General features: G+C 73.0%; 17 protein-coding genes and 2 pseudogenes. 8 read left to right on the top strand and 11 right to left on the bottom strand.

What is annotated here, in order from left to right:
* Window positions 1-25 precede the first annotated feature (25 nt).
* Window positions 26-1,183, bottom strand: a complete 1,158-nt coding sequence (gene rlmN / locus ACGFIE_RS14660; RefSeq protein ID WP_393294559.1) for a 23S rRNA (adenine(2503)-C(2))-methyltransferase RlmN — start codon at window positions 1,181-1,183, stop codon at window positions 26-28.
* A gap of 104 nt (window positions 1,184-1,287) precedes the next feature.
* Window positions 1,288-2,721 carry a phosphatidate cytidylyltransferase gene (locus tag ACGFIE_RS14655; RefSeq protein ID WP_393294557.1) on the bottom strand — a complete coding sequence of 478 codons (1,434 nt, stop codon included), beginning with the start codon at window positions 2,719-2,721 and terminating at the stop codon, window positions 1,288-1,290.
* 444 nt (window positions 2,722-3,165) lie between these two features.
* Between ACGFIE_RS14655 and ACGFIE_RS14650 the strand changes: the two genes are divergently transcribed.
* On the top strand, window positions 3,166-3,609 hold the full coding sequence (locus ACGFIE_RS14650; protein WP_393294555.1) for a hypothetical protein: 444 nt from the start codon (window positions 3,166-3,168) through the stop codon (window positions 3,607-3,609).
* Between the two features lie 85 nt (window positions 3,610-3,694).
* Here ACGFIE_RS14650 and frr read toward each other — a convergent pair whose 3' ends face one another.
* The 5 genes from frr to ACGFIE_RS14625 all read right to left on the bottom strand — a co-directional run bounded on the left by frr (window position 3,695) and on the right by ACGFIE_RS14625 (window position 8,697).
* On the bottom strand, window positions 3,695-4,252 hold the full coding sequence (gene frr, locus ACGFIE_RS14645; protein ID WP_007456584.1) for a ribosome recycling factor: 558 nt from the start codon (window positions 4,250-4,252) through the stop codon (window positions 3,695-3,697).
* Window positions 4,253-4,339: 87 nt separating this feature from the next.
* Complete coding sequence (gene pyrH, locus ACGFIE_RS14640; RefSeq protein ID WP_151490294.1) at window positions 4,340-5,107, bottom strand: UMP kinase; 768 nt, start codon at window positions 5,105-5,107, stop codon at window positions 4,340-4,342.
* Between the two features lie 162 nt (window positions 5,108-5,269).
* Window positions 5,270-6,097 (bottom strand): translation elongation factor Ts, encoded by an 828-nt coding sequence (gene tsf / locus ACGFIE_RS14635; protein WP_393294552.1) that lies wholly within the window; start codon window positions 6,095-6,097, stop codon window positions 5,270-5,272.
* A 134-nt stretch (window positions 6,098-6,231) separates the two neighbouring features.
* Entirely contained in the window at window positions 6,232-7,149 is a 918-nt protein-coding gene (gene rpsB / locus ACGFIE_RS14630) for a 30S ribosomal protein S2 (RefSeq protein ID WP_363679473.1), read from the bottom strand.
* 294 nt (window positions 7,150-7,443) lie between these two features.
* Window positions 7,444-8,697, bottom strand: a complete 1,254-nt coding sequence (locus ACGFIE_RS14625; RefSeq protein WP_393294550.1) for a hypothetical protein — start codon at window positions 8,695-8,697, stop codon at window positions 7,444-7,446.
* A 343-nt stretch (window positions 8,698-9,040) separates the two neighbouring features.
* Here ACGFIE_RS14625 and ACGFIE_RS14620 point away from each other — a divergent pair, with 343 nt between their 5' ends.
* The 6 genes and pseudogenes from ACGFIE_RS14620 to ACGFIE_RS14595 all read left to right on the top strand — a co-directional run bounded on the left by ACGFIE_RS14620 (window position 9,041) and on the right by ACGFIE_RS14595 (window position 14,612).
* The gene (locus ACGFIE_RS14620) at window positions 9,041-9,400 is read left to right on the top strand and encodes a YraN family protein (RefSeq protein WP_393294548.1); all 360 of its coding nucleotides are present in this window, start codon (window positions 9,041-9,043) and stop codon (window positions 9,398-9,400) included.
* Window positions 9,401-9,430: 30 nt separating this feature from the next.
* Complete coding sequence (locus tag ACGFIE_RS14615) at window positions 9,431-10,951, top strand: YifB family Mg chelatase-like AAA ATPase (protein ID WP_393294546.1); 1,521 nt, start codon at window positions 9,431-9,433, stop codon at window positions 10,949-10,951.
* Window positions 10,861-12,135, top strand: coding sequence for a DNA-processing protein DprA (gene dprA / locus ACGFIE_RS14610; RefSeq protein ID WP_393294664.1), 1,275 nt, complete (start codon window positions 10,861-10,863; stop codon window positions 12,133-12,135). The genes ACGFIE_RS14615 and dprA overlap by 91 nt, the downstream gene beginning before the upstream one ends.
* 126 nt (window positions 12,136-12,261) lie before the next feature.
* Window positions 12,262-12,681 (top strand): annotated as a pseudogene (locus tag ACGFIE_RS14605) (site-specific integrase); the annotation flags it as partial.
* A gap of 108 nt (window positions 12,682-12,789) precedes the next feature.
* Window positions 12,790-13,386 (top strand): annotated as a pseudogene (locus ACGFIE_RS14600) (tyrosine-type recombinase/integrase); the annotation flags it as partial.
* Window positions 13,387-13,430: 44 nt separating this feature from the next.
* Window positions 13,431-14,612 (top strand): aminotransferase class V-fold PLP-dependent enzyme, encoded by a 1,182-nt coding sequence (locus ACGFIE_RS14595; protein ID WP_393294544.1) that lies wholly within the window; start codon window positions 13,431-13,433, stop codon window positions 14,610-14,612.
* Here the strand turns inward: ACGFIE_RS14595 and ACGFIE_RS14590 are convergent.
* Window positions 14,533-15,216: a murein hydrolase activator EnvC family protein gene (locus ACGFIE_RS14590; protein WP_393294542.1), complete on the bottom strand. Its 684-nt coding sequence runs from the start codon at window positions 15,214-15,216 to the stop codon at window positions 14,533-14,535. The genes ACGFIE_RS14595 and ACGFIE_RS14590 overlap by 80 nt on opposite strands.
* A 229-nt stretch (window positions 15,217-15,445) precedes the next feature.
* Here ACGFIE_RS14590 and ACGFIE_RS14585 point away from each other — a divergent pair, with 229 nt between their 5' ends.
* Window positions 15,446-16,573, top strand: a complete 1,128-nt coding sequence (locus tag ACGFIE_RS14585; protein ID WP_393294540.1) for a sulfite oxidase — start codon at window positions 15,446-15,448, stop codon at window positions 16,571-16,573.
* Window positions 16,574-16,627: 54 nt separating this feature from the next.
* On the opposite strand, the gene ACGFIE_RS14580 is transcribed toward ACGFIE_RS14585, so the two are convergent.
* From ACGFIE_RS14580 to ACGFIE_RS14570, 3 genes are read right to left on the bottom strand one after another with little or no spacing between them, the layout of a single operon-like run.
* Window positions 16,628-16,951 carry a DUF2469 domain-containing protein gene (locus ACGFIE_RS14580; protein WP_007075222.1) on the bottom strand — a complete coding sequence of 108 codons (324 nt, stop codon included), beginning with the start codon at window positions 16,949-16,951 and terminating at the stop codon, window positions 16,628-16,630.
* Window positions 16,948-17,760, bottom strand: coding sequence for a ribonuclease HII (locus tag ACGFIE_RS14575; protein WP_393294537.1), 813 nt, complete (start codon window positions 17,758-17,760; stop codon window positions 16,948-16,950). The genes ACGFIE_RS14580 and ACGFIE_RS14575 overlap by 4 nt, the downstream gene beginning before the upstream one ends.
* Window positions 17,754-18,296, bottom strand: a complete 543-nt coding sequence (locus tag ACGFIE_RS14570; RefSeq protein WP_393294536.1) for an NUDIX hydrolase — start codon at window positions 18,294-18,296, stop codon at window positions 17,754-17,756. Before ACGFIE_RS14570 ends, ACGFIE_RS14575 begins: the two co-directional genes overlap by 7 nt.
* Window positions 18,297-18,307 lie beyond the last annotated feature (11 nt).

Here is an 18,307-nt window from a genome sequence, read left to right as displayed (position 1 = left end):
TCCTGGTCTCGTTCGCCACGCCCGGTCACGCCGGTGCCTCTCCGGCGCGGTCGGTGAAGGTGTCGGTGTCCTCGGCGGCGGCGAGCTGGCCACACGCGCCGTCGATCTCGCGACCCCGGGTGTCCCGTACGGTGGTGGACACTCCCGCGTCACGCAAGCGCCGGACGAACTCCCGCTCGACCGGCTTCGGGCTCGCGTCCCAGCGGCTGCCCGGCGTCGGATTGAGCGGGATGAGGTTGACGTGCGCCAACTTGCCGGCCAACAGCCGCCCGAGCAGGTCAGCTCGCCACGGCTGGTCGTTCACGTCCCTGATCATTGCGTACTCGATGGACACGCGACGGCCCGTCCGGGCGGCATAGTCCCACGCTGCGTCCAGCACCTCGGCTACCTTCCAGCGCTGGTTTACCGGCACGAGTTCGTCGCGCAGATCATCATCGGGCGCGTGCAACGACAACGCAAGGGTCACAGAGAGGTCTTCGCTGGCCAGTCGGCGGATGGCCGGAACCAGGCCGACCGTGGAAACGGTGATGTGCCGCTGGGACAGACCCAGACCCTCCGGAGCGGGGCTGACCAGCCGACGGATCGCCGCGATGACCCGGTTGTAGTTGGCCAGCGGCTCGCCCATGCCCATGAACACGACGTGCGACAGCCGCGGCGGTGAGCCGGCGACAGCGCCGGAGGCCGCCACCCCGGCCAGGTAGACCGCCTGGTCGACGATCTCGGCCGTGGACAGGTTGCGGGTCAGCCCCGCCTGGCCGGTGGCGCAGAACGGGCAGGCCATGCCGCAACCCGCCTGGCTGGAGATGCAGACCGTGACCCGGTCCGGGTAGCCCATCAGCACGCTCTCCACAAGCGCGCCGTCGTGCAACTTCCAGAGCGCCTTGCGGGTCGCGCCGTCGTCACAGGCCAGCTCGCGCACCGGGTTGAGCAGCGTGGGCAGCAACTGGTCGGCCAGCCGCTCACGTGTCGCCGCGGGGAGGTCGGTCATCGCCTGAGGGTCGCGGACCAGCCGCCCGAAGTAGTGGTTGGAGATCTGCTTGGCACGGAACGCGGGCTCACCCAACCCGGCGACCAGCGCCTGGCGGCCGGCCAGATCCAGGTCGGCGAGGTGCTGCGGCGGCATGGAGGCCCGGCGTGCGGCGGGGGCGTCCGAGAGGGCGGGGATCAACGGCAGGCTCGTCATGGCTGGTCCAGTGTGTCACGCCTCCGGCGTCGGACACCCGTCCGGAGGTGTGGAACCGGTCCCGGCCGTCGGTCGGGAACGCTCCGGCCACGGTGATCCATGCCTCACCCCACCACCGGCACGAAGATCGCCAACAGCAGGTACGCGGTCGGCACCGCGAAGAGGATCGAGTCCAGCCGGTCCATCAGGCCACCATGCCCGGGCAGCAGGTTACTCATGTCCTTGATTCCGAGGTCCCGCTTGATCATCGATTCGGCGAGGTCGCCGAGGACCGCCGCGCAGGAGACGGCCACCCCGAACACGGCACCCCACCAGGGGGCCACCTCGAACATCAGCCACAGCAGCAGGGCACTGCCCAACGCCGCCGCGGTGACCGAGCCGGCGAAACCCTCCCAGGACTTCTTCGGGCTGATCGACGGGGCCATCGGATGGCGGCCGAAGGAGACTCCGGCCGCGTACCCGCCGGTGTCGGAGAGGACCACCGCGATCAGCGTGGCCAGGATGCGCAGCCGGCCGTCGTCAGGGGCGGCCGCCAGCAGCGCCGCGAAACCGCCGAGGAACGGCACGTAGACCGCGATCAGGGTGGCCGCGGTGAGATCCCGCTGGAAGCCGGCCGGACCGTCGCCCAACCGCCAGATCATCGTGCCCAGCACGGTGACCAGCAGGCCCAGGCTCAGCGCGTCCGGGCCGGCGAACCACGCCAGCCCGATCGTCAGCACGCCACCGGCGAGCAGTGGCAGCAGCGGCGGGTGGGCGCCGCTACGGCGGACCGCGCGGGCCATCTCCCAGATGCCGACCCCGATGGCGGCGGCGATCACCGGCAGGAACGCCAGCGGGTAGAAGACCAGCGGAACCACGATCAGGACGCCGAGGCCGAGCCCGACCCCGATCGCCGCCGGGAGGTTCCGGCCGGCCCGCCCGGTGCCCACCTGCTGGGTCGCCGGCCGGTCGATGCTGGCCCGTCGCCGGCCCCTCGGCCGCCGGCCGGCCGGCGGCTCCGGCTCGACCACCGGGTCATCGTCCGGCAGAATCTCGGCGCCGATCGGCGCGAGCTGCGCGGTCGGGTAACCGGCGTCGTCGTCGAAGCGCGGCGGGACGTCACGGTCGTCGAAGCGGGACGGCGCGTCAGAGTCGTCGTAACGCCGGCCTACGCCGGGGTCGGCGTAACGGGGCGGGACGTCACCAGCCGCCGGGCCGTCGCCGTAGCGGCCGGGGCGACCCCGATCGTCGTACCGGTCGGGCTGGTTCCGATCGTCGTCGTATCGGTCCCGGTCGTCGAATCGGTCGCGCCGCTCCCGGTCCTCGAAGCGGTCCCGGTCGTCCGGACGGACCGCCCGGCCCCGCTCGTCGTACGGGTCCGCCGGATACGGCTCGGCGTACGGGCGGGTGCGTGGCTCGGCGTACAACTCCGGCCCGGCGGCCGGACGGCGGCTCCACTGGCCCGCCTCAAGCTCCTGCTCGGGCCAGGGCAGGGCCACCGGACGCTCGGGCCGGTCCCAGCCGCGCGGCTCGTCCGTGTAGGGGTCGGGGTGGGACATCACGCACCGCGACGCGGCACGAGTACCACCACATGACGCAAGACCACAAGCATCCCCTACACGCGCGACTGTGTTCCTCCGGCTCGACCGGCCCGAAGGTCGGTCGATTCCCGGTGTGCACCGCCCGGTGGCCGGGAATCCTGCCGAGCCTACTGCACCGGCCGCCGGGGCGAGGCGGACGCTGGCGCCCCTGACCGTCAGAGCTCCTCCGGGGTCGCTGTGGGTGAGATCCGGCGAGTCGCCGCGCTGCCGTGACGGCGGTGGCGGGACGCCGGGCACGAGGATCTCGGCCGCCGCCCGTACGAGCGCCGGCGGCGCACCGACGCCTATCCGACCGCGTATCCGGGCGAACAGGGGATGACTCGCGCCGCCCATCGATGGTCGGCTGTCGGTGTGCCGGCGTCCGCCGGCGGCTTGCACCACCTCAACGGGGAAGGAGCGCTCGTGCGCAGAATCAGCCTGGCGGTGTTGACGATGGCCGCACTCGTCCTGGCGGCGGCCTCACCGGCCACCGCGGCGACACGGAACGCCAGCATCAGGATCGACCACCGCACCAGCGAGATCTACCTGTACGACGGAAGCCCTGACGGAACCGGGCCGGCGTTCCCGGCCACGGTCGCCCGGGGGGAGGTGCGCAACTGCCCGGTCGGCGTGTACTTCCTGTCGGCGTCACTGACCCAGGACGGCCTGCCGACCTACTGGGCCACCGGCGGCCTCGGCGCCGGCGAGATCGTCTGCGACGGCGGCACGGCCAGCATCTCGATGGGCTTCTACCGGGGTGGCCCGGTGCTGCACCCTGGTCGTGCGACAGTGCGCTTCGAGCTGCACGACGCGTACGTCGGAACGACCCTGACCGAGACGACCCGGACCGTCCGGATCCCCCGCTGACTCGCGGACGGCACGAGGCCCGTCCCCGGACCGGGGGCGGGCCTCACGTCGGCTGCTGCTCACCCGGCGTACGCCGGGTGCGGCCTCAGACCTCCAACAGCTCGGTCTCCTTGTGCTTGACCAGGTCGTCGATGTTGGCGACGTACCGCTGGGTCAGATCGTCGAGTTCCTTCTCGGCGCGGCGGCCGTCGTCCTCGCCTGCCTCGCCGTCCTTGACGATCCGGTCCAGCTCCTCCTTGCCGCGGCGGCGGACGTTGCGGATGGCCACCTTGGCCTCCTCGCCCTTGTTCTTGGCCACCTTGATCATGTCGCGGCGGCGCTCCTCGGTCATCTGCGGGAGCAGGATGCGCAGCTGGTTGCCCTCGTTGTTCGGGTTAACCCCGAGGTCCGAGTCGCGGATCGCCTTCTCCATCGCGTTGATCTGCGAGTTGTCGTACGGCTTGATGATGGCCATCCGCGGCTCGGGGACCGCGATCGACGCCATCTGGGTCAGCGGCGTGGGCGTGCCGTAGTAGTCGATGATGACCTTGGAGAACATGGCGGCGTTGGCGCGACCGGTACGGATGGCGCCGAACTCCTCCTTGGCGTGCTCAACCGCACGCTCCATCTTCTCCTCGGCCTCGAGGAGGGTGTCGTCGATCACCGGTCTCCTCGCCTCCTTCTGTGCTCGTCGTGGGCTCTGCTGAAAGTCGTCAGGACCGCCGTGGCCGTCGCCCCGGGCGGGGCGGGCTCAGGCGGTGATCAGGGTGCCGATCTTGTCGCCACCCACCGCGCGGATGATGGTGTCGTCACCCTGCGCACCGAAGACCAGCATCGGCAGGCCGTTCTCCATGCAGAGGCTGAACGCCGCGGCGTCGGCCACCCGCAGGTTGCGGCGCAGCACCTCGGAGAAGGTGATCGAGTCGAGCTTGCTGGCGGTGGGGTCGATCCGCGGGTCGGCGGTGTAGACGCCGTCCACCCCGTTCTTGCTCATCAGCACCACGTCGGCCCGGATCTCCAGCGCGCGCTGGGCGGCCACGGTGTCGGTGGAGAAGTACGGCATGCCGGCGCCGGCGCCGAAGATGACCACGCGGCCCTTCTCCAGGTGCCGGATCGCCCGCAGCGGGATGTACGGCTCGGCGACCTGGGCCATCGTGATGGCGCTCTGCACCCGGGTCTCGATGCCCTCCTTCTCCAGGAAGTCCTGCAGCGCGAGGCAGTTCATCACGGTGCCGAGCATGCCCATGTAGTCGGCGCGGGCGCGGTCCATCCCGCGCTTCTGCAGCTCCGCGCCGCGGAAGAAGTTGCCCCCACCGACCACCACGGAGACCTGCACCCCGCGACGGACCACGGTGGCGATCTGCCGGGCGATGGCCTGCACGACGTCCGGGTCGACGCCTATCGCGCCACCACCGAACACCTCACCGGAGAGCTTCAGCACCACCCGGCGGGCCCGCCCCGGCGGCGGCGCCGTCGGATCGTCCACAGCCAGCGTCCGGTCACTCACAACCTGCGTCATCCGCCCCGCCTTCCCCCACGCGCACGCCCCGCGCGACGCGTTACCGCGAACCTGCCGCTGCCGACCCTATGTGACGAGGAGGCCGCGGTGCCTGTCACGTACACCGGCGGCCTCCTCGTCGACGTCTCCTGCCCACGGGCGCACGCGGCGCCCGGTGGCGGCTCAGGCCTGGCCGACCTCGAACCGCACGAAGCGGGTGACCTCGATGCCGGCCTCGGCCAGCATCTGCTTCACCGTCTTCTTGTTGTCGGCCACGGACGACTGCTCGACGAGGACGTAGTCCTTGAAGAAGGAGTTCACCCGACCGTCGACGATCTTCGGCAGGGCCGCCTCGGGCTTGTTCTCCTCGCGGGCGGTCTGCTCGGCGATGCGCCGCTCGGACTCGACGACCTCGGCCGGAACCTCGTCCCGGGTGAGGTACTTCGGCCGCATCGCGGCGATCTGCATGGCGACCCCACGGGCGTCGGCGTCGCCCGCCTCGTCGGACTTGCCGGTGTACGACACCAGCACGCCGACGGCCGGCGGCAGGTCCTGCGCCTTGCGGTGCAGGTAGACCGCGGTGGTGCCCTCGACCTTGGCGAACCGGTTGAGCACCAGCTTCTCGCCGATCTTGGCGGACTGCTCCTGGACCAGATCCGCGACGACCTTGCCGTCGAGCTCGGAGGCGAGCAGCTCCTCGGCGCTGTTCACGCCGGCACGCTCGCCGTGCTCCACCAGCTGCTGGGCCAGCGCGATGAACGAGTCGGTCTTGGCGACGAAGTCGGTCTCGCAGTTGAGCTCGAGCAGCGCCTTGCCGGAGTGGGCGACCAGGCCGTTGGCGGCCGTACGGCCGGCCCGCTTGCCGACGTCCTTGGCGCCCTTGACGCGCAGGATCTCGATGGCCTTGTCGAAGTCGCCCTCGGCCTCGGTCAGCGCCTTCTTGCTGTCCATCATGCCGGCGCCGGTGAGGTCGCGGAGCTTCTTGACGTCCGCGGCGGTGATTTGGGACATGGCTCTCTCTTCGGTGTTGAGACGGCGTGTGGATGGTCAGAGGTGCCGGTTACCCGGATCCGGGCGGATCGTGCCCGGCGTACCGTCACTGCCCGCCGTTCGCGAAAACGGACGGCGGGCAGCGACGGTACGGGTCACTCCGCGGTGGCGGCCGCCGGCTGCTCGGTGGCGGCCTGCGCCGGCTGCTCCGGGGTGGCGGCCTGCTCGGCGGCGGGCTGCTCGGCGGCGGCAGCGGCGGGCTGCTCGGCCGGGGCGGCCGACTCGTCGGCCTTCTTCGGCTCCAGCAGCTCGCGCTCCCACTCGGTCAGCGGCTCGTCGCTCGCGACACCCTCGGGCTTCTCGTCGTTGCCCCGGCGACGGCCGGAACGCGCGATCAGACCGTCCGCGACGGCGGCGGCGACGACCTTGGTCAGCAGCTCGGCCGAGCGGATCGCGTCGTCGTTACCCGGGATCGGGAAGTCGACCTCGTCCGGGTCACAGTTGGTGTCGAGGACGGCGATCACCGGGATGCCCAGCTTGCGGGCCTCGTCGACGGCGATGTGCTCCTTCTTGGTGTCGACGATCCAGACCGCGGCCGGCAGCTTCTGCATGTCCCGCAGACCACCAAGCGTGCGGGTCAGCTTGATCTTCTCGCGGGAGAGCTGCAGGGTCTCCTTCTTGGTGTAACCGGCGGCGGTGCCGCTGAGGTCACCCAGACCCTCCAGCTCCTTCATCCGCTGGAGCCGCTTGTACACCGTCTGGAAGTTGGTCAGCATGCCACCGAGCCAACGGTGGTTGACGTACGGCTGACCGACCCGGGTCGCCTGCTCGGCGATGGCCTCCTGGGCCTGCTTCTTGGTGCCGACGAAGAGGATGCTGCCACCCTCCGCGACGGTTCCACGCACGAACTCGTACGCCTTCTCGATGTAGTCGAGAGTCTGGCGCAGGTCGATGATGTAGATGCCGTTGCGCTCGGTCATGATGAAGCGCTTCATCTTCGGGTTCCAGCGCCGGGTCTGGTGCCCGAAGTGGACACCGCTCTCCAGCAGCTGACGCATGGTCACGACGGCCATGGGTGGGGTACTCCTCAAGATCCCTGGTTGTCACGCCCGGCCGGTGGCCGGGCGTCCTGGCGCCTGGTCGCCGACCCATGGTGGACCCGATCAAGATCGGGACCAGGGAGGCCGTCGCTCCACGACGATTCGTGAAGAGGGCGCGCGAGGTCGACCGCGCGAGGCGGTCGCCAGTTGGCCAGTGTACGCCCCTTCCCCGCCCCCCGACCTCCGGGTGCGTACGGCGGGTCGGCCGCGCGGAGTCAGCCGGCGGGTCGGCCGCGCGGAGTCAGCCGGCGGGCCGTCCGCGCGGAGTCAGCCGGCGGCGAGGGCGGCGGCGACGAAGAGCACCAGGCCGACGGTCAGGTACGCCGTCGGAGGGCGCAGCCAGCCCCGCCCGCTGTCGGAGAGCGCCAGTCCGCCGGTTCTGAGCCCGTACAGCCCCGATGCGAAGATCGGCAGCCCGGCGACCAGGCAGATGCCCACCACGACGTTGCCGGCGTCCAGCGGGTCGCCGGTCACGCCGGCCAGCAACACACGCAGCGCCGGGACCTCGAAGATCAACGCCAGCAGGGCGAAGAGCGCGGCCAACGCCGGCCGGCGGGTCCGGTAGACACCGTCGGCCGCCGGGGGGTATGCCGGAGGCTCGCCGACGGGCAGGTCGGGACGGGGGCCGATCCCCGGCATCGGGCCGGTCGGCATCTCCAGCGGGTGCGGTTGCTCCCCACCGCCCCGGGTCGGCTCGATGATCGGATATCCGGCGAGCGGGGCGGGCCGGGTCGGGTCGGCGAGCACCCCGGCCGCCGGGCTGGCGTCTCCGGTGGCGGCTGCCCCGGTGTCTCGGAGGGCCGCTGGCGCGGTGTCTCGGAGGGCCGCTGGCGCGGTGTCTCGGAGGGCCGCTGGGCCGGCGTCTCGAGCGGCTTCCGGCGTTGCGGTGGTCAGCGACTCTCGGGCGGCCCGACGACCGGGCAGCTCACCCGAGATCTCGGAGGGATCCCGATCCGCCCTGCGCGAGCGCGTCGCCCGGTAACCGTCCCCGTCCGTACGCGCGTCACCCAGCGGGTCGACCGCGCCGAAGCGTCCCGAGTCGGGCTCGGTGCCGCCGAACCTCCCCGGCTGGGCGTCGACGGCGCGGAACCGCCCGGAGTCCGATTCGGGCCGACCGACGTCGAGCGCGCTCAGACGACCCGAGTCCGGCTCGGGCCGACCGACGTCCAGCGCACTCAGCCGGCCCGAGTCCGGCTCGGGCCGACCGACGTCCAGCGCGCTCAGACGACCCGGGTCCGACTCCGCCGTACCGCCGAAGCGGCCCGCGTCCACCGCACCGAAGCGGCCGGAGCCCGGCTCCGGCGTACCGCCGAAACGCCCCGAATCCGGCTCCCGGCGTCGGCCGACGCCGGTGTCCTCCAGGGACCGGCCGTCGTCCACGCCGCGCTGCTCGGGGATCTCGCTGTCCCGGTATCGCGGCTCACCCGCACCGCGCCACTCGGAATCGCCGTAACCGCGAGCCCGCTCGTCGGAGTACCAGCGCGACTCCTGATCTTCCGGAAAGCTCCGTCGTCCGTCCACGTCAGGCACCGTATGCGACAGCCCCTGCCCGCGCCATTTCAGCCCGCCCGGCCGACCGCCGACCGCCGCCGGGCACGAGTTGTGCTCGGATAGCGCTGCGGCACCTTGATCAGGTGATGAGAAGTAGGTCGGCAGCGGTCCTGACACCTATTTCTCATCACCTGATCAAGGCACGCCCCATCTGGAGCCCGGCCCAGCCCGTGCTGCCGGCCTCGGTCGGAGGCTTACGCACACCTAGCACAGCGCGGGCTTGATCGTCCGGTTGTCCACAGGTCACCCGTCGTCCACAGCCGGGCCGTCGCCGGGTCGCGACGCGCGTACTCCGACAGGCACCGTCGCGGCCATGACGAAGCGGAACCAGGCGGTCGGCGCGTACGGCGAGCGGTGCGCCGCGCGGCACCTGAGCGAGGCGGGGCTACGCCCTATCGCCCGGAACTGGCGCTGCCCACAGGGCGAGATCGACATCATCGCCTGGGACGGTCCGGTCCTCGCGTTCTGCGAGGTAAAGACGCGTCGGGGCGACACGTTCGGCACACCGGCCGAGGCCGTCGTACCGGCCAAGGCCCGTCGCCTGCGCGGGCTCGCCGCGCGCTGGCTCGCCGAGACCGGCACGAGCGCCGACGAGGTGCGGTTCGACGTGCTGTCGGTACGACTGCCCGACGCCGGTCCCGCGCAGGTCGACCACCTGAAGGGCGCGTTCTGAGATGCGCCGCCGACTGATCGGTGACGCCCCATGAGCTACGCGAAGGTGCTCTGCGTGGGGCTGGTCGGCGTCACCGGCCACCTCGTCGAGGTCGAGGCGGATCTGGCCGCCGGCCTGCCGGCCGTGGTGATCTCCGGCCTTCCGGACACCGCCCTGCACGAGGCCCGCGACCGGGTCCGCGCCGCCGTCGTCAACTCCGGTCAACGCTGGCCGAACCGGCGGATCACGCTGAACCTGCTGCCCGCGACGCTGCCGAAGTTCGGCTCGGCGTTCGACCTGGCCATCGCCGCCGCGCTACTGGGCGGCTCGGGTGAGCTCCCGCTGCTCCCGCTGGAGGGCGTCGTGGTCCTCGGCGAGCTCGGCCTGGACGGGACGGTCCGGCCGGTGCGCGGGGTGCTGCCGATGGTCGCCGCTGCCGCCAGGGCCGGCGTCGAGCGGGTCATCGTGCCCGCCGGCAACGCCGCCGAGGCCGCGGTCATCCCCGGCGTACGGGTGCGAGCGGTGGACACGCTGCACCGGCTGGTCGCCTTCGTGCGCGACGGCACACCGCTGATCGAACCACCGCCGGACGCCCCGGCACCGGCTCCCGTCGGCCCCGACCTCGCCGAGGTCGCCGGGCAGGAGCTGGGCCGGCGCGCGCTGGAGGTCGCCGCGGCGGGTGGGCACCACATCGCTCTGCTCGGCCCTCCCGGTGCCGGAAAGACGATGCTTGCCGAGCGGCTGCCGTCACTCCTGCCCGAGCTGGACGACGACGCGGCGCTGGAGGTGACCGCGCTGCACTCGGTCGCCGGGCTGCTGCCGCCGGGCGGTCGACTGCTGCGCCGCCCGCCTTTCCAGGCACCGCACCACACCGCGACGGTCCCGTCCCTCGTCGGCGGCGGTTCCGGGCTGGCCCGCCCCGGCGCGGTGTCCCTGGCCCACCGTGGGGTGCTCTTTCTGGACGAGGCGCCGGAGTTCAGCAAGGGCGCGCTGGAGGCGCTGCGCCAGCCGCTGGAGGACGGTCGCATCCTGCTGAGCCGCAGCGGGGGCGGCACCGAGTACCCGGCCCGCACCCAACTGGTGCTGGCCGCCAATCCGTGCCCCTGCGCGAAGCCGTCCGGCGACGCGTACTGCGAGTGCTCGCCGCTGGCCCGCCGCCGCTACCTGGGCAAGCTCTCCGGGCCGTTGCTCGACCGGATCGACGTGCAGGTGCGGCTGATGCCCGTGCGGGCGGCAGAGCTGATGGCGTCCGGTGGCGACGCCGAGTCCTCGGCCACTGTCGCCACCCGGGTCGCTGCGGCCCGCCGCGCGGCGGCCAGCCGCTGGGCCGGCCTCGGACGGCGACTCAACGCCGAGGTGGACGGCCCGATCCTGCGCCGCCCGCCGTGGCGACTACCGGCGCTTGTCACCGCCGAGCTGCGCGGCCGGCTCGACTCCGGCTCGCTCTCGGCGCGGGGCTTCGACCGGGTGATCCGGATGGCCTGGACCATCGCGGACCTGGACGGCCGGGACCGGCCCGACCGCGAGGACGTACGAGAGGCGATCCAACTACGGACAGGGGAGGCGGCGTGAGCGCCGACAAGGAGAGCAGGCTGGCCCGGGTGGCGTTGACCTGGTTGGCCGAGCCGGGCACCCGTGCGGTGCACCAGTTGGTCGACCGGCTGGGTCCGGTGGCGACACTGGAGCTGTTGCTCGACGGCGGCAGCCCCGATGGCTGGTTGCACAGCACGGTGGCCGCCCGGTCGGCCGCAGGTGACGCGCGGGCGGTCGCCGCCGAGGCGTTGGCGAGGGCCGACCGGCTCGGCGCCCGCCTGGTCACCCCCGACGACGAGGAGTGGCCGGCCCGGGTGGCCGGTCTGAAAACGCTCCGGTTGCCGGACGCCACCCGCCGGGTGGACGTTGAGACCGCGCCGCCGCTCTGCTTCTGGGTACGCGGCGCCTGGCCGCTGGGCGAGGCGCTGGAGCGCTCGGTGGCGGTGGTCGGCGCGCGGGCGGCCACCGGTTACGGCCAGCACGTCGCCACGGAACTGGGGTACGGGCTGGCCGAGCGGGACTGGACAGTCGTCTCCGGTGGCGCGTTCGGCATCGACGCCGCCGCGCACCGGGGCGCCCTCAACGCCGGCGGGTTGACCGTCGCGGTGCTGGCCTGCGGGGTGGACCGGCCCTATCCCATGGGCAACACCGCGCTCTTCGACCGGATCGCCGACACCGGGCTGCTGGTCAGCGAGTGGCCACCCGGTGCCGAGCCGCTACGCCCCCGGTTCCTGATCCGCAACCGGGTCATCGCCGGGGGCACCCTCGGCACCGTCGTGGTGGAGGCGTCGGCACGCAGCGGCGCGACGCAGACCGCCCGGCGGGCCATCCACACCGGGCGGGTCGCGATGGTGGTGCCCGGGCCGGTGACCTCGGCGATGTCCGTCGGTGCCCATGAGCTGCTACGGGAGTGCTCCAAGGCGCGGCTGGTCACCGGGTTGGCACACGTACTCGAGGAGGTGGGCCGGATCGGCGCAGACCTGGCCCCGTTGGCCCGTGGCCCGCAGCGGCCCGGCGACGACCTGGACGACGACGCCCGGTCGATGTTGGAGGCGCTGCCCCGCCGGGGCGTACGGGGTGTGGACGCGCTCGCCGCACGCGCCGGCCTGAACGTGCGTACCGCGCTGCGCAAGCTGTCGTTGCTGGAGGAGTTGTCCATGGTGGTGCGCCGCGACGACGGCTACGCCCTCGCCCCGGCCACCAAACCGAAGGGCGGTGCATGAGCGGTCACGGGTGGCGACACCGACGCTGGCGCGGCCGGCGGTGCGGGATCATCGGCCGTACGCTGGTGCCGTGCCATCTGTCAGTGGGGGCGCAGCCACCGTGACGCCGCCATCGGCGCGGCAGCCGTGAGCCGGTCCGGCCGGGGCACCCGGGCCACCCACCAGGAGCTACCGCCGGCGCTGCGGGACGCGGTCGACGACTTCGCCGAGCACCTCGCCCAGGTCCGCAACCGGTCGGCGCACACCGTCCGCGCGTACGTCACCGATGTGGTCGCGCTGCTGGACCACGCCGTGCGGATGGGCTGCCTGGAACTGGCCGAGATGGACCTGTCGGTGCTGCGGAGCTGGCTGGCCCGACAGCGGACCACGGGTGCCGCCCGTACGTCGCTGGCCCGTCGGGCCGCCTCGGCGCGGGCGTTCAGCGCGTGGGCGCACCGCGCCGGGCTGCTCCCCGCCGACGTGGGGGCCGCACTGGCCAGCCCTCGCGCGCACCGGGAGCTGCCCGGCGTCCTCCGCGCCGATCAGGCCGCCGCCCTGATGGAGGCACCGGCCCGGAAGTCGACGACCTCACACGGCACGACCGCGATGGGAGTGATCCCGCACGACACGACCGAGACGGGTGCGCCCACGGGCGCCACGGCCACGACGGGAAAGACCGCAGGCGCCACGACCACGACCGATGCGCTGCCGGACGGGGCAGCGACGACGGGAGCCGCCGTCGACGCGACGGATGCGGCGGCCGCCGAGCCGGTGCTGTTGCGCGACCGGGTGCTGCTGGAGCTGCTGTACGCGACAGGCGTGCGGGTCAGCGAGGCGTGCGGGCTGGACGTCGGGGACGTCGACCACGGCCGTCGGGTGATCCGGGTGTTCGGTAAGGGTGGGCGGGAGCGCGCGGTGCCCTACGGGGTGCCCGCCCAGCGCGCCCTGGACGACTGGCTACGCCGGGGCCGCCCGGTGCTGGCGATCTCCCGCTCCGGCGACGCGCTGCTGCTCGGGGCCCGCGGTGGCCGGCTCAACCCGACGACCGCGCGACAGATCGTCGGTGCGTACGCCGAGACGGCCGGCCTCCCCCGCACCAGCCCGCACGGGCTGCGCCACTCCGCCGCCACCCACCTGCTGGAGGGCGGCGCCGACCTGCGCGCCGTGCAGGAGCTGCTCGGCCACTCGTCGCTGGCGAGCACGCAGATCTACACCCACGTCTCGGTGGAACGGTTGCGCGCCGCCTACCGGCAGGCACACCCCCGCGCCTGATCAAGGACCGCGAGGCCGGGCCGCTCGACGGTTACGATCATCGGGTGAGCGTCCCGCAGCCCCCCGAGCCGATCCCGGGCGCCCGCCTGCTCTTCAGCCTGGACCCGGCGGTCAGCCATCTCAACCACGGCTCGTTCGGCGCGGTGCCGATCGGCGTGCAGCGAGCCCAGCAGCGGCTGCGCGACGAGATGGAGTCGAACCCGCTGCGCTTCTTCACCCAGGGGCTCGTCGACCGGATCGCGCACACCCGCCGGCATCTCGCCGGGTTCCTGGGCGCCGATCCGGACGGCAGCGCGCTGATCGGCAACACCACCACCGGCGTCGCGGTGGTGCTCCAGTCGGTGGGCCTGCAACCCGGTGACGAGGTGCTCAGCACCGACCACGGGTACGGGGCGGTGAGCCTGGCCATCCAGCGGGAGTGCCGCCGCACCGGCGCGGTCAGCCGCGTTCTGCCCATCCCGCTGGCCGCCACCGACGAACAGATCGTGCAGATCATCCGGGCCGGTCTGCGCCCGGGGCAGACGCGACTGCTCGTCGTCGACCAGCTCACCTCCGCCACCGCCAAGCTCTTCCCGATCGCCGCCATCGTCGGGGTGGCCCACGAGAACGGCGTGCCCGTCCTGGTGGACGCGGCACACGCCCCCGGCATGCTCTCCACCACGGTCGCGAGCATCGGCGCGGACTTCTGGGCGGGCAACCTGCACAAGTGGGGCTACGCCCCGCGCGGCACCGCGCTGTTGGCGGTGGCTCCGCAGTGGCGGGAGCGGATCGAGCCGCTGGTGGTGTCGTGGGAGCAGGAAGCCGGCTTCCCGGCCCGAATCGAATGGCAGGCCACCCTCGACTACACCTCCTGGCTGGCCGCCCCGGCGGGCCTGTTCACGCTGCGCAGCCTCGGCGTCGACCGGGTCCGGGAGCACAACGCGGCGCTCGCCGCGTACGGCCAGCGGGTGGTGGGGGACGCCTTGGGGGTGGCGCCCTCCGATCTGCCCGACCCCGGCGGGCCGGAGGTGGCTCTGCGTCTCATCCCGCTGCCGGCCGGCACGGGCACCACGATCGACGCGGCGCGGGCGTTGCAGGCGCGGATCGGTGAGCGGCTCGCCGCCGAGGTCGCGGTGATGAGCTGGGCCGGCCGGGGATGGCTGCGGCTCACCGGCCAGGTCTACAACGCCGCCGACGAGTACGAACGGCTGGCCGTGCGGCTGCCGGCGCTGCTCGCCCAGCGCTGACCCGATCCCGCTCACCGAGCGGGAGCAGGCGCACCGGGCCGAGGCCGAGCAGGGCCAGCGGGTCGAGATATTCCTCGCCCCGCCGCAGGCCCCAGTGCAGGCAGGCCTCGGCCGGGCAACCCGGATGCCCGGGCAGCAGCTCGCCCAGCGGTGTGCCGGTGGTGACCGGCTGGCCGGGGCGTACCGCTGGTTGGACCGGTTCGTGGGTGGTCCGCAGCCCGTTGGCGTGCCCCACGGTGACCACCGGGCGGCCGGCCACCAGACCGGCGAAGAGCACGGTGCCCGGCCCGGCGCTGCGGACCACCGCTCCGGCCGGGGCTGCCAGATCGACGCCACGGTGTCCCGGCAGCCACGGTCGGGGCGGCGGGTCGAACCGGCGCACCGGACGAGGCGGCCCGTCGACCGGCCAGCGGAACCGCCCGGTGGGCATCGGGTCGGCGACCGTGACCGACCGGGCGGCGACCGGCACGAGCGGCGTCGGTGGTTGGCCCGGCACCGCAGCCACCAGCACCGTCAGCCCGCAGAGCTGGACGGTCAGTGCGAGCGGGAGCGCGGCGCTGAGCAGCAGCGTGCGGCGGATCGAACGGACGAATGGCTGTCGCATGACGGCAGCCTCCGGGCGACGCCGGGTCGTCCGCCAGCCCGACCGCTCGAGCTGTGGACAACCGGAGGTGCTGTGGACGACCACCCGACGGCTCCGGTGATCTGTTAGGTGGACGCTGTCCCCCGGGCCCGCCGTCCGCCGGACCAGCTCACCACCACTGGGCGGCCACACAGGGCCTAGGCTGGGCCGGGTACGGCGGGTGCCGCCGTCTGCACCGGGGAGGCCGCCCATGACCACTGTCGATGACCGGACGCCGAGGGTGGCCGACGTGAGCGGCCCGTCGCGGCTCGCCGACCCCGACGAGGCGATCAGTGCCGACGAGCTGCAACTCGCCGCCCGCAACCACGGCCTTCCGCTGGAGGCGCTGCGGTACGACGTCACCCCGGCCGGGCTGCACTACCTGCTGATCCACTACGACATCCCGGAGGTGGATCCGGCGACGCACGCCCTGACGCTCGCCGGCGCGGTCGACAGGCCGCTGACCGTCACCCTGGCCGACCTGCGCGAGCGACCACGGGTCACCCACCGGGTCACCCTTGAGTGCGCCGGCAACGGCCGGGCTTTGCTGCACCCCCGGCCGGTGAGCCAGCCCTGGCTGGTCGAGGCGGTCGGCAACGCCGAGTGGACCGGCACCCCCCTCGCTCCGCTGCTGCGCGAGGCGGGCCTGAGCGCCGACGCGGTCGACGTGGTGTTCACCGGCGCCGACCACGGCGTCGAGCGCGGCGTCGAGCAGGACTACCAGCGGGCGCTGCCGGTGGCCGACGCGCTGCGCGAGGAGGTGCTGCTGGCGTACGAGATGAACGGCGCTCCCCTGCTGCCGCAGCACGGCGCCCCGCTACGGCTGATCGTGCCGGGCTGGTACGGCATGGCCCACGTCAAGTGGCTGCACTCGATCGAGGTCCGGACGGAGCCGTTCGAGGGATACCAGAACGCGGTGGCGTACCGGCTGCGTCGCGACGCCGACGACCCGGGCGTGCCTGTCACCCGGATCGAGCCGCGCGCGCTGGTCCGCCCGCCTGGCTTTCCCGACTTCATGACGCGCCGCCGGGTGCTGCCTGCGGGACCGTGCACTCTGGACGGTCGGGCGTGGTCGGGGCACGCTCCGGTGGTCGCGGTGGAGGTGAGCGTCGACGGCGGGGCGAGCTGGGCGCCGGCCGAGCTGGACCCGGCGACGGGCGGGGAGTTCGCCTGGCGGCGGTGGCGACACGAGTGGACGGCGACGCCCGGCCGGTACGTCCTCAGCGCGCGGGCGACCGACGCGTCCGGGCGGACCCAGCCGGTCGAGCAGCCGTGGAACCGTGGTGGCTTCGCCAACAACCTGGTGCAGCGCGTCGAGGTCGTGGTGCCGGCCGAGTGACCGGCACGGCGGGCCGCGCCACTGATGGGGGGACCGTGGTGTGGCCCGCGGTCGTCAGCCGCCGAAGCCGGAGTCGGCGGGCAGCGAGATGTCGGGCTTCTCCAGCTCCTCGACGTTGACGTCCTTGAAGGTCATCACCCGGACGTTCTTCACGAAGCGGGCCGGACGATACATGTCCCACACCCAGGCGTCGTGCATCTCGACCTCGAAATAGACCTCGCCGTCGGAGTTGCGCACGTGCAGGTCGACCTGGTTGGCCAGGTAGAACCGGCGCTCCGTCTCCACCACGTAGGAGAACTGGCGGACAATGTCGCGGTACTCCCGGTAGAGCTGCAGCTCCATCTCGGTCTCGTACTTTTCGAGATCTTCCGCGCTCATCGCACTCCGCCTTCCATGACCACATCTTCCCCCACCGGCGCCGGAGGCCGAGGCTGCTCGCCCAACGCCACGCCGACGGTACCCCCTGACGCCCAGGAGCGCTCCATCGGCTCGTCCGACGCCGGGCCGACGGGCCGTCGGGCGCGCGGCGGTCGGCCGTCGCGGCCGGAGACGGCGGCGACATTGACGTACGAGAAGCGGTGCTCCCGGCACGGTCCGTGCTCCCGCAGCGCCGCGCTGTGCTCCGGGGTGATGTAGCCCTTGTGCTCGGCGAAGCCGTACGACGGGAACACCCCGTCCATCTCCACCATGATCCGGTCCCTGGTGACCTTGGCGAGCACGCTTGCCGCCGCCACACACGCGGCCACCCGGTCGCCCTTCCACACCGCGAGCCCCGGCACACCGAGACCGTCCACGCCGAAGCCGTCGGTCAACACGTACTCCGGGCGGGTGGTGAGCGAGGCGAGCGCCCGGCGCATCGCGGCCAGGTTGCACACGTGCAGCCCCCGGGCGTCGACCTCGTCGGCCGGGATGACCACCACGGCGTACGCCAGGGCGCGGTCCACGACCTCGGCGTACACCCGTTCCCGGCTGGCCGGGGTGAGCAGCTTGGAGTCGGCCAGCCCGTCGATCTCGCCGCGTCGCCCCTCCGGCAGCACCGCCGCGGCGGCGACCAGTGGGCCGGCGCAGGCGCCCCGGCCGGCCTCGTCGGCGCCGGCCACGTGCCGGAAGCCGCGCCGTTGCAGCGCTCGCTCCAGCGCGTACAGGCCGGCTTCCCGGCGCACGACTGTGCGCGGCGGGGTCAGCACGGTCCCTCTTCGGAGCGGGCCTCGGCGGCCGGCGGCAGGAGCCGGGCCAGCAGGTCGGGCAGCTCGGGTGGGTAGTACCGGTCGCCGCTGGCGGCCAGCTCGGCCGGCAGCCACCAGCGGTGACCGGCGATGCTGCGCTGCTCGACGTCGGTGAAGCCGACGGTGTCGACAGGCCACGACGACACCCGGAGCAGAAAAAAGTCCTGCTCCTGGCGGTACCAGCCGCCGTCGAACGGAAACTCGGTCGTGTCGGAGAAGACGCTTTCGCCCAGGTCGGCGGGGTCGACCCGCAGCCCGGTCTCCTCGGTCAGCTCCCGTGCCGCGCAGGCCGCCGGGGACTCGGCCTCGTCGAGCCCGCCGCCCGGCGTGAACCAGTAGCGATGCTCGGGGCGGGCCGGGTCGAAGCCCGCGAACAGCAGGACCCGACCGGCCCCGTCGACGAGCAGCACCCGGGCCGCGCGTCGAGGGGTGTAGACACGGTCGGCACTGTTCGCGCCTGCGGGGCTCGCAAGCTCACTCCTCGCGCTCACGGTCACCGCACCAGCCT

The organism is Micromonospora sp. NPDC049275 (assembly GCF_043197115.1).
Classification (GTDB): domain Bacteria; phylum Actinomycetota; class Actinomycetes; order Mycobacteriales; family Micromonosporaceae; genus Micromonospora.
This window is presented reverse-complemented; position numbering and strand designations above follow the sequence as displayed.

Bases quoted from the DNA above. Each gene is read 5' to 3' on its own strand.
- ACGFIE_RS14590 (WP_393294542.1), bottom strand. From the start codon at position 15,216: ATGCGACAGCCATTCGTCCGTTCGATCCGCCGCACGCTGCTGCTCAGC.
- rpsB (WP_363679473.1), bottom strand. From the start codon at position 7,149: ATGGCCGTCGTGACCATGCGTCAGCTGCTGGAGAGCGGTGTCCACTTC.
- pyrH (WP_151490294.1), bottom strand. From the start codon at position 5,107: ATGACGCAGGTTGTGAGTGACCGGACGCTGGCTGTGGACGATCCGACG.
- tsf (WP_393294552.1), bottom strand. From the start codon at position 6,097: ATGTCCCAAATCACCGCCGCGGACGTCAAGAAGCTCCGCGACCTCACC.
- ACGFIE_RS14620 (WP_393294548.1), top strand. From the start codon at position 9,041: ATGACGAAGCGGAACCAGGCGGTCGGCGCGTACGGCGAGCGGTGCGCC.
- ACGFIE_RS14655 (WP_393294557.1), bottom strand. From the start codon at position 2,721: ATGTCCCACCCCGACCCCTACACGGACGAGCCGCGCGGCTGGGACCGG.
- ACGFIE_RS14615 (WP_393294546.1), top strand. From the start codon at position 9,431: ATGAGCTACGCGAAGGTGCTCTGCGTGGGGCTGGTCGGCGTCACCGGC.
- rlmN (WP_393294559.1), bottom strand. From the start codon at position 1,183: ATGACGAGCCTGCCGTTGATCCCCGCCCTCTCGGACGCCCCCGCCGCA.
- ACGFIE_RS14580 (WP_007075222.1), bottom strand. From the start codon at position 16,951: ATGAGCGCGGAAGATCTCGAAAAGTACGAGACCGAGATGGAGCTGCAG.
- ACGFIE_RS14585 (WP_393294540.1), top strand. From the start codon at position 15,446: ATGACCACTGTCGATGACCGGACGCCGAGGGTGGCCGACGTGAGCGGC.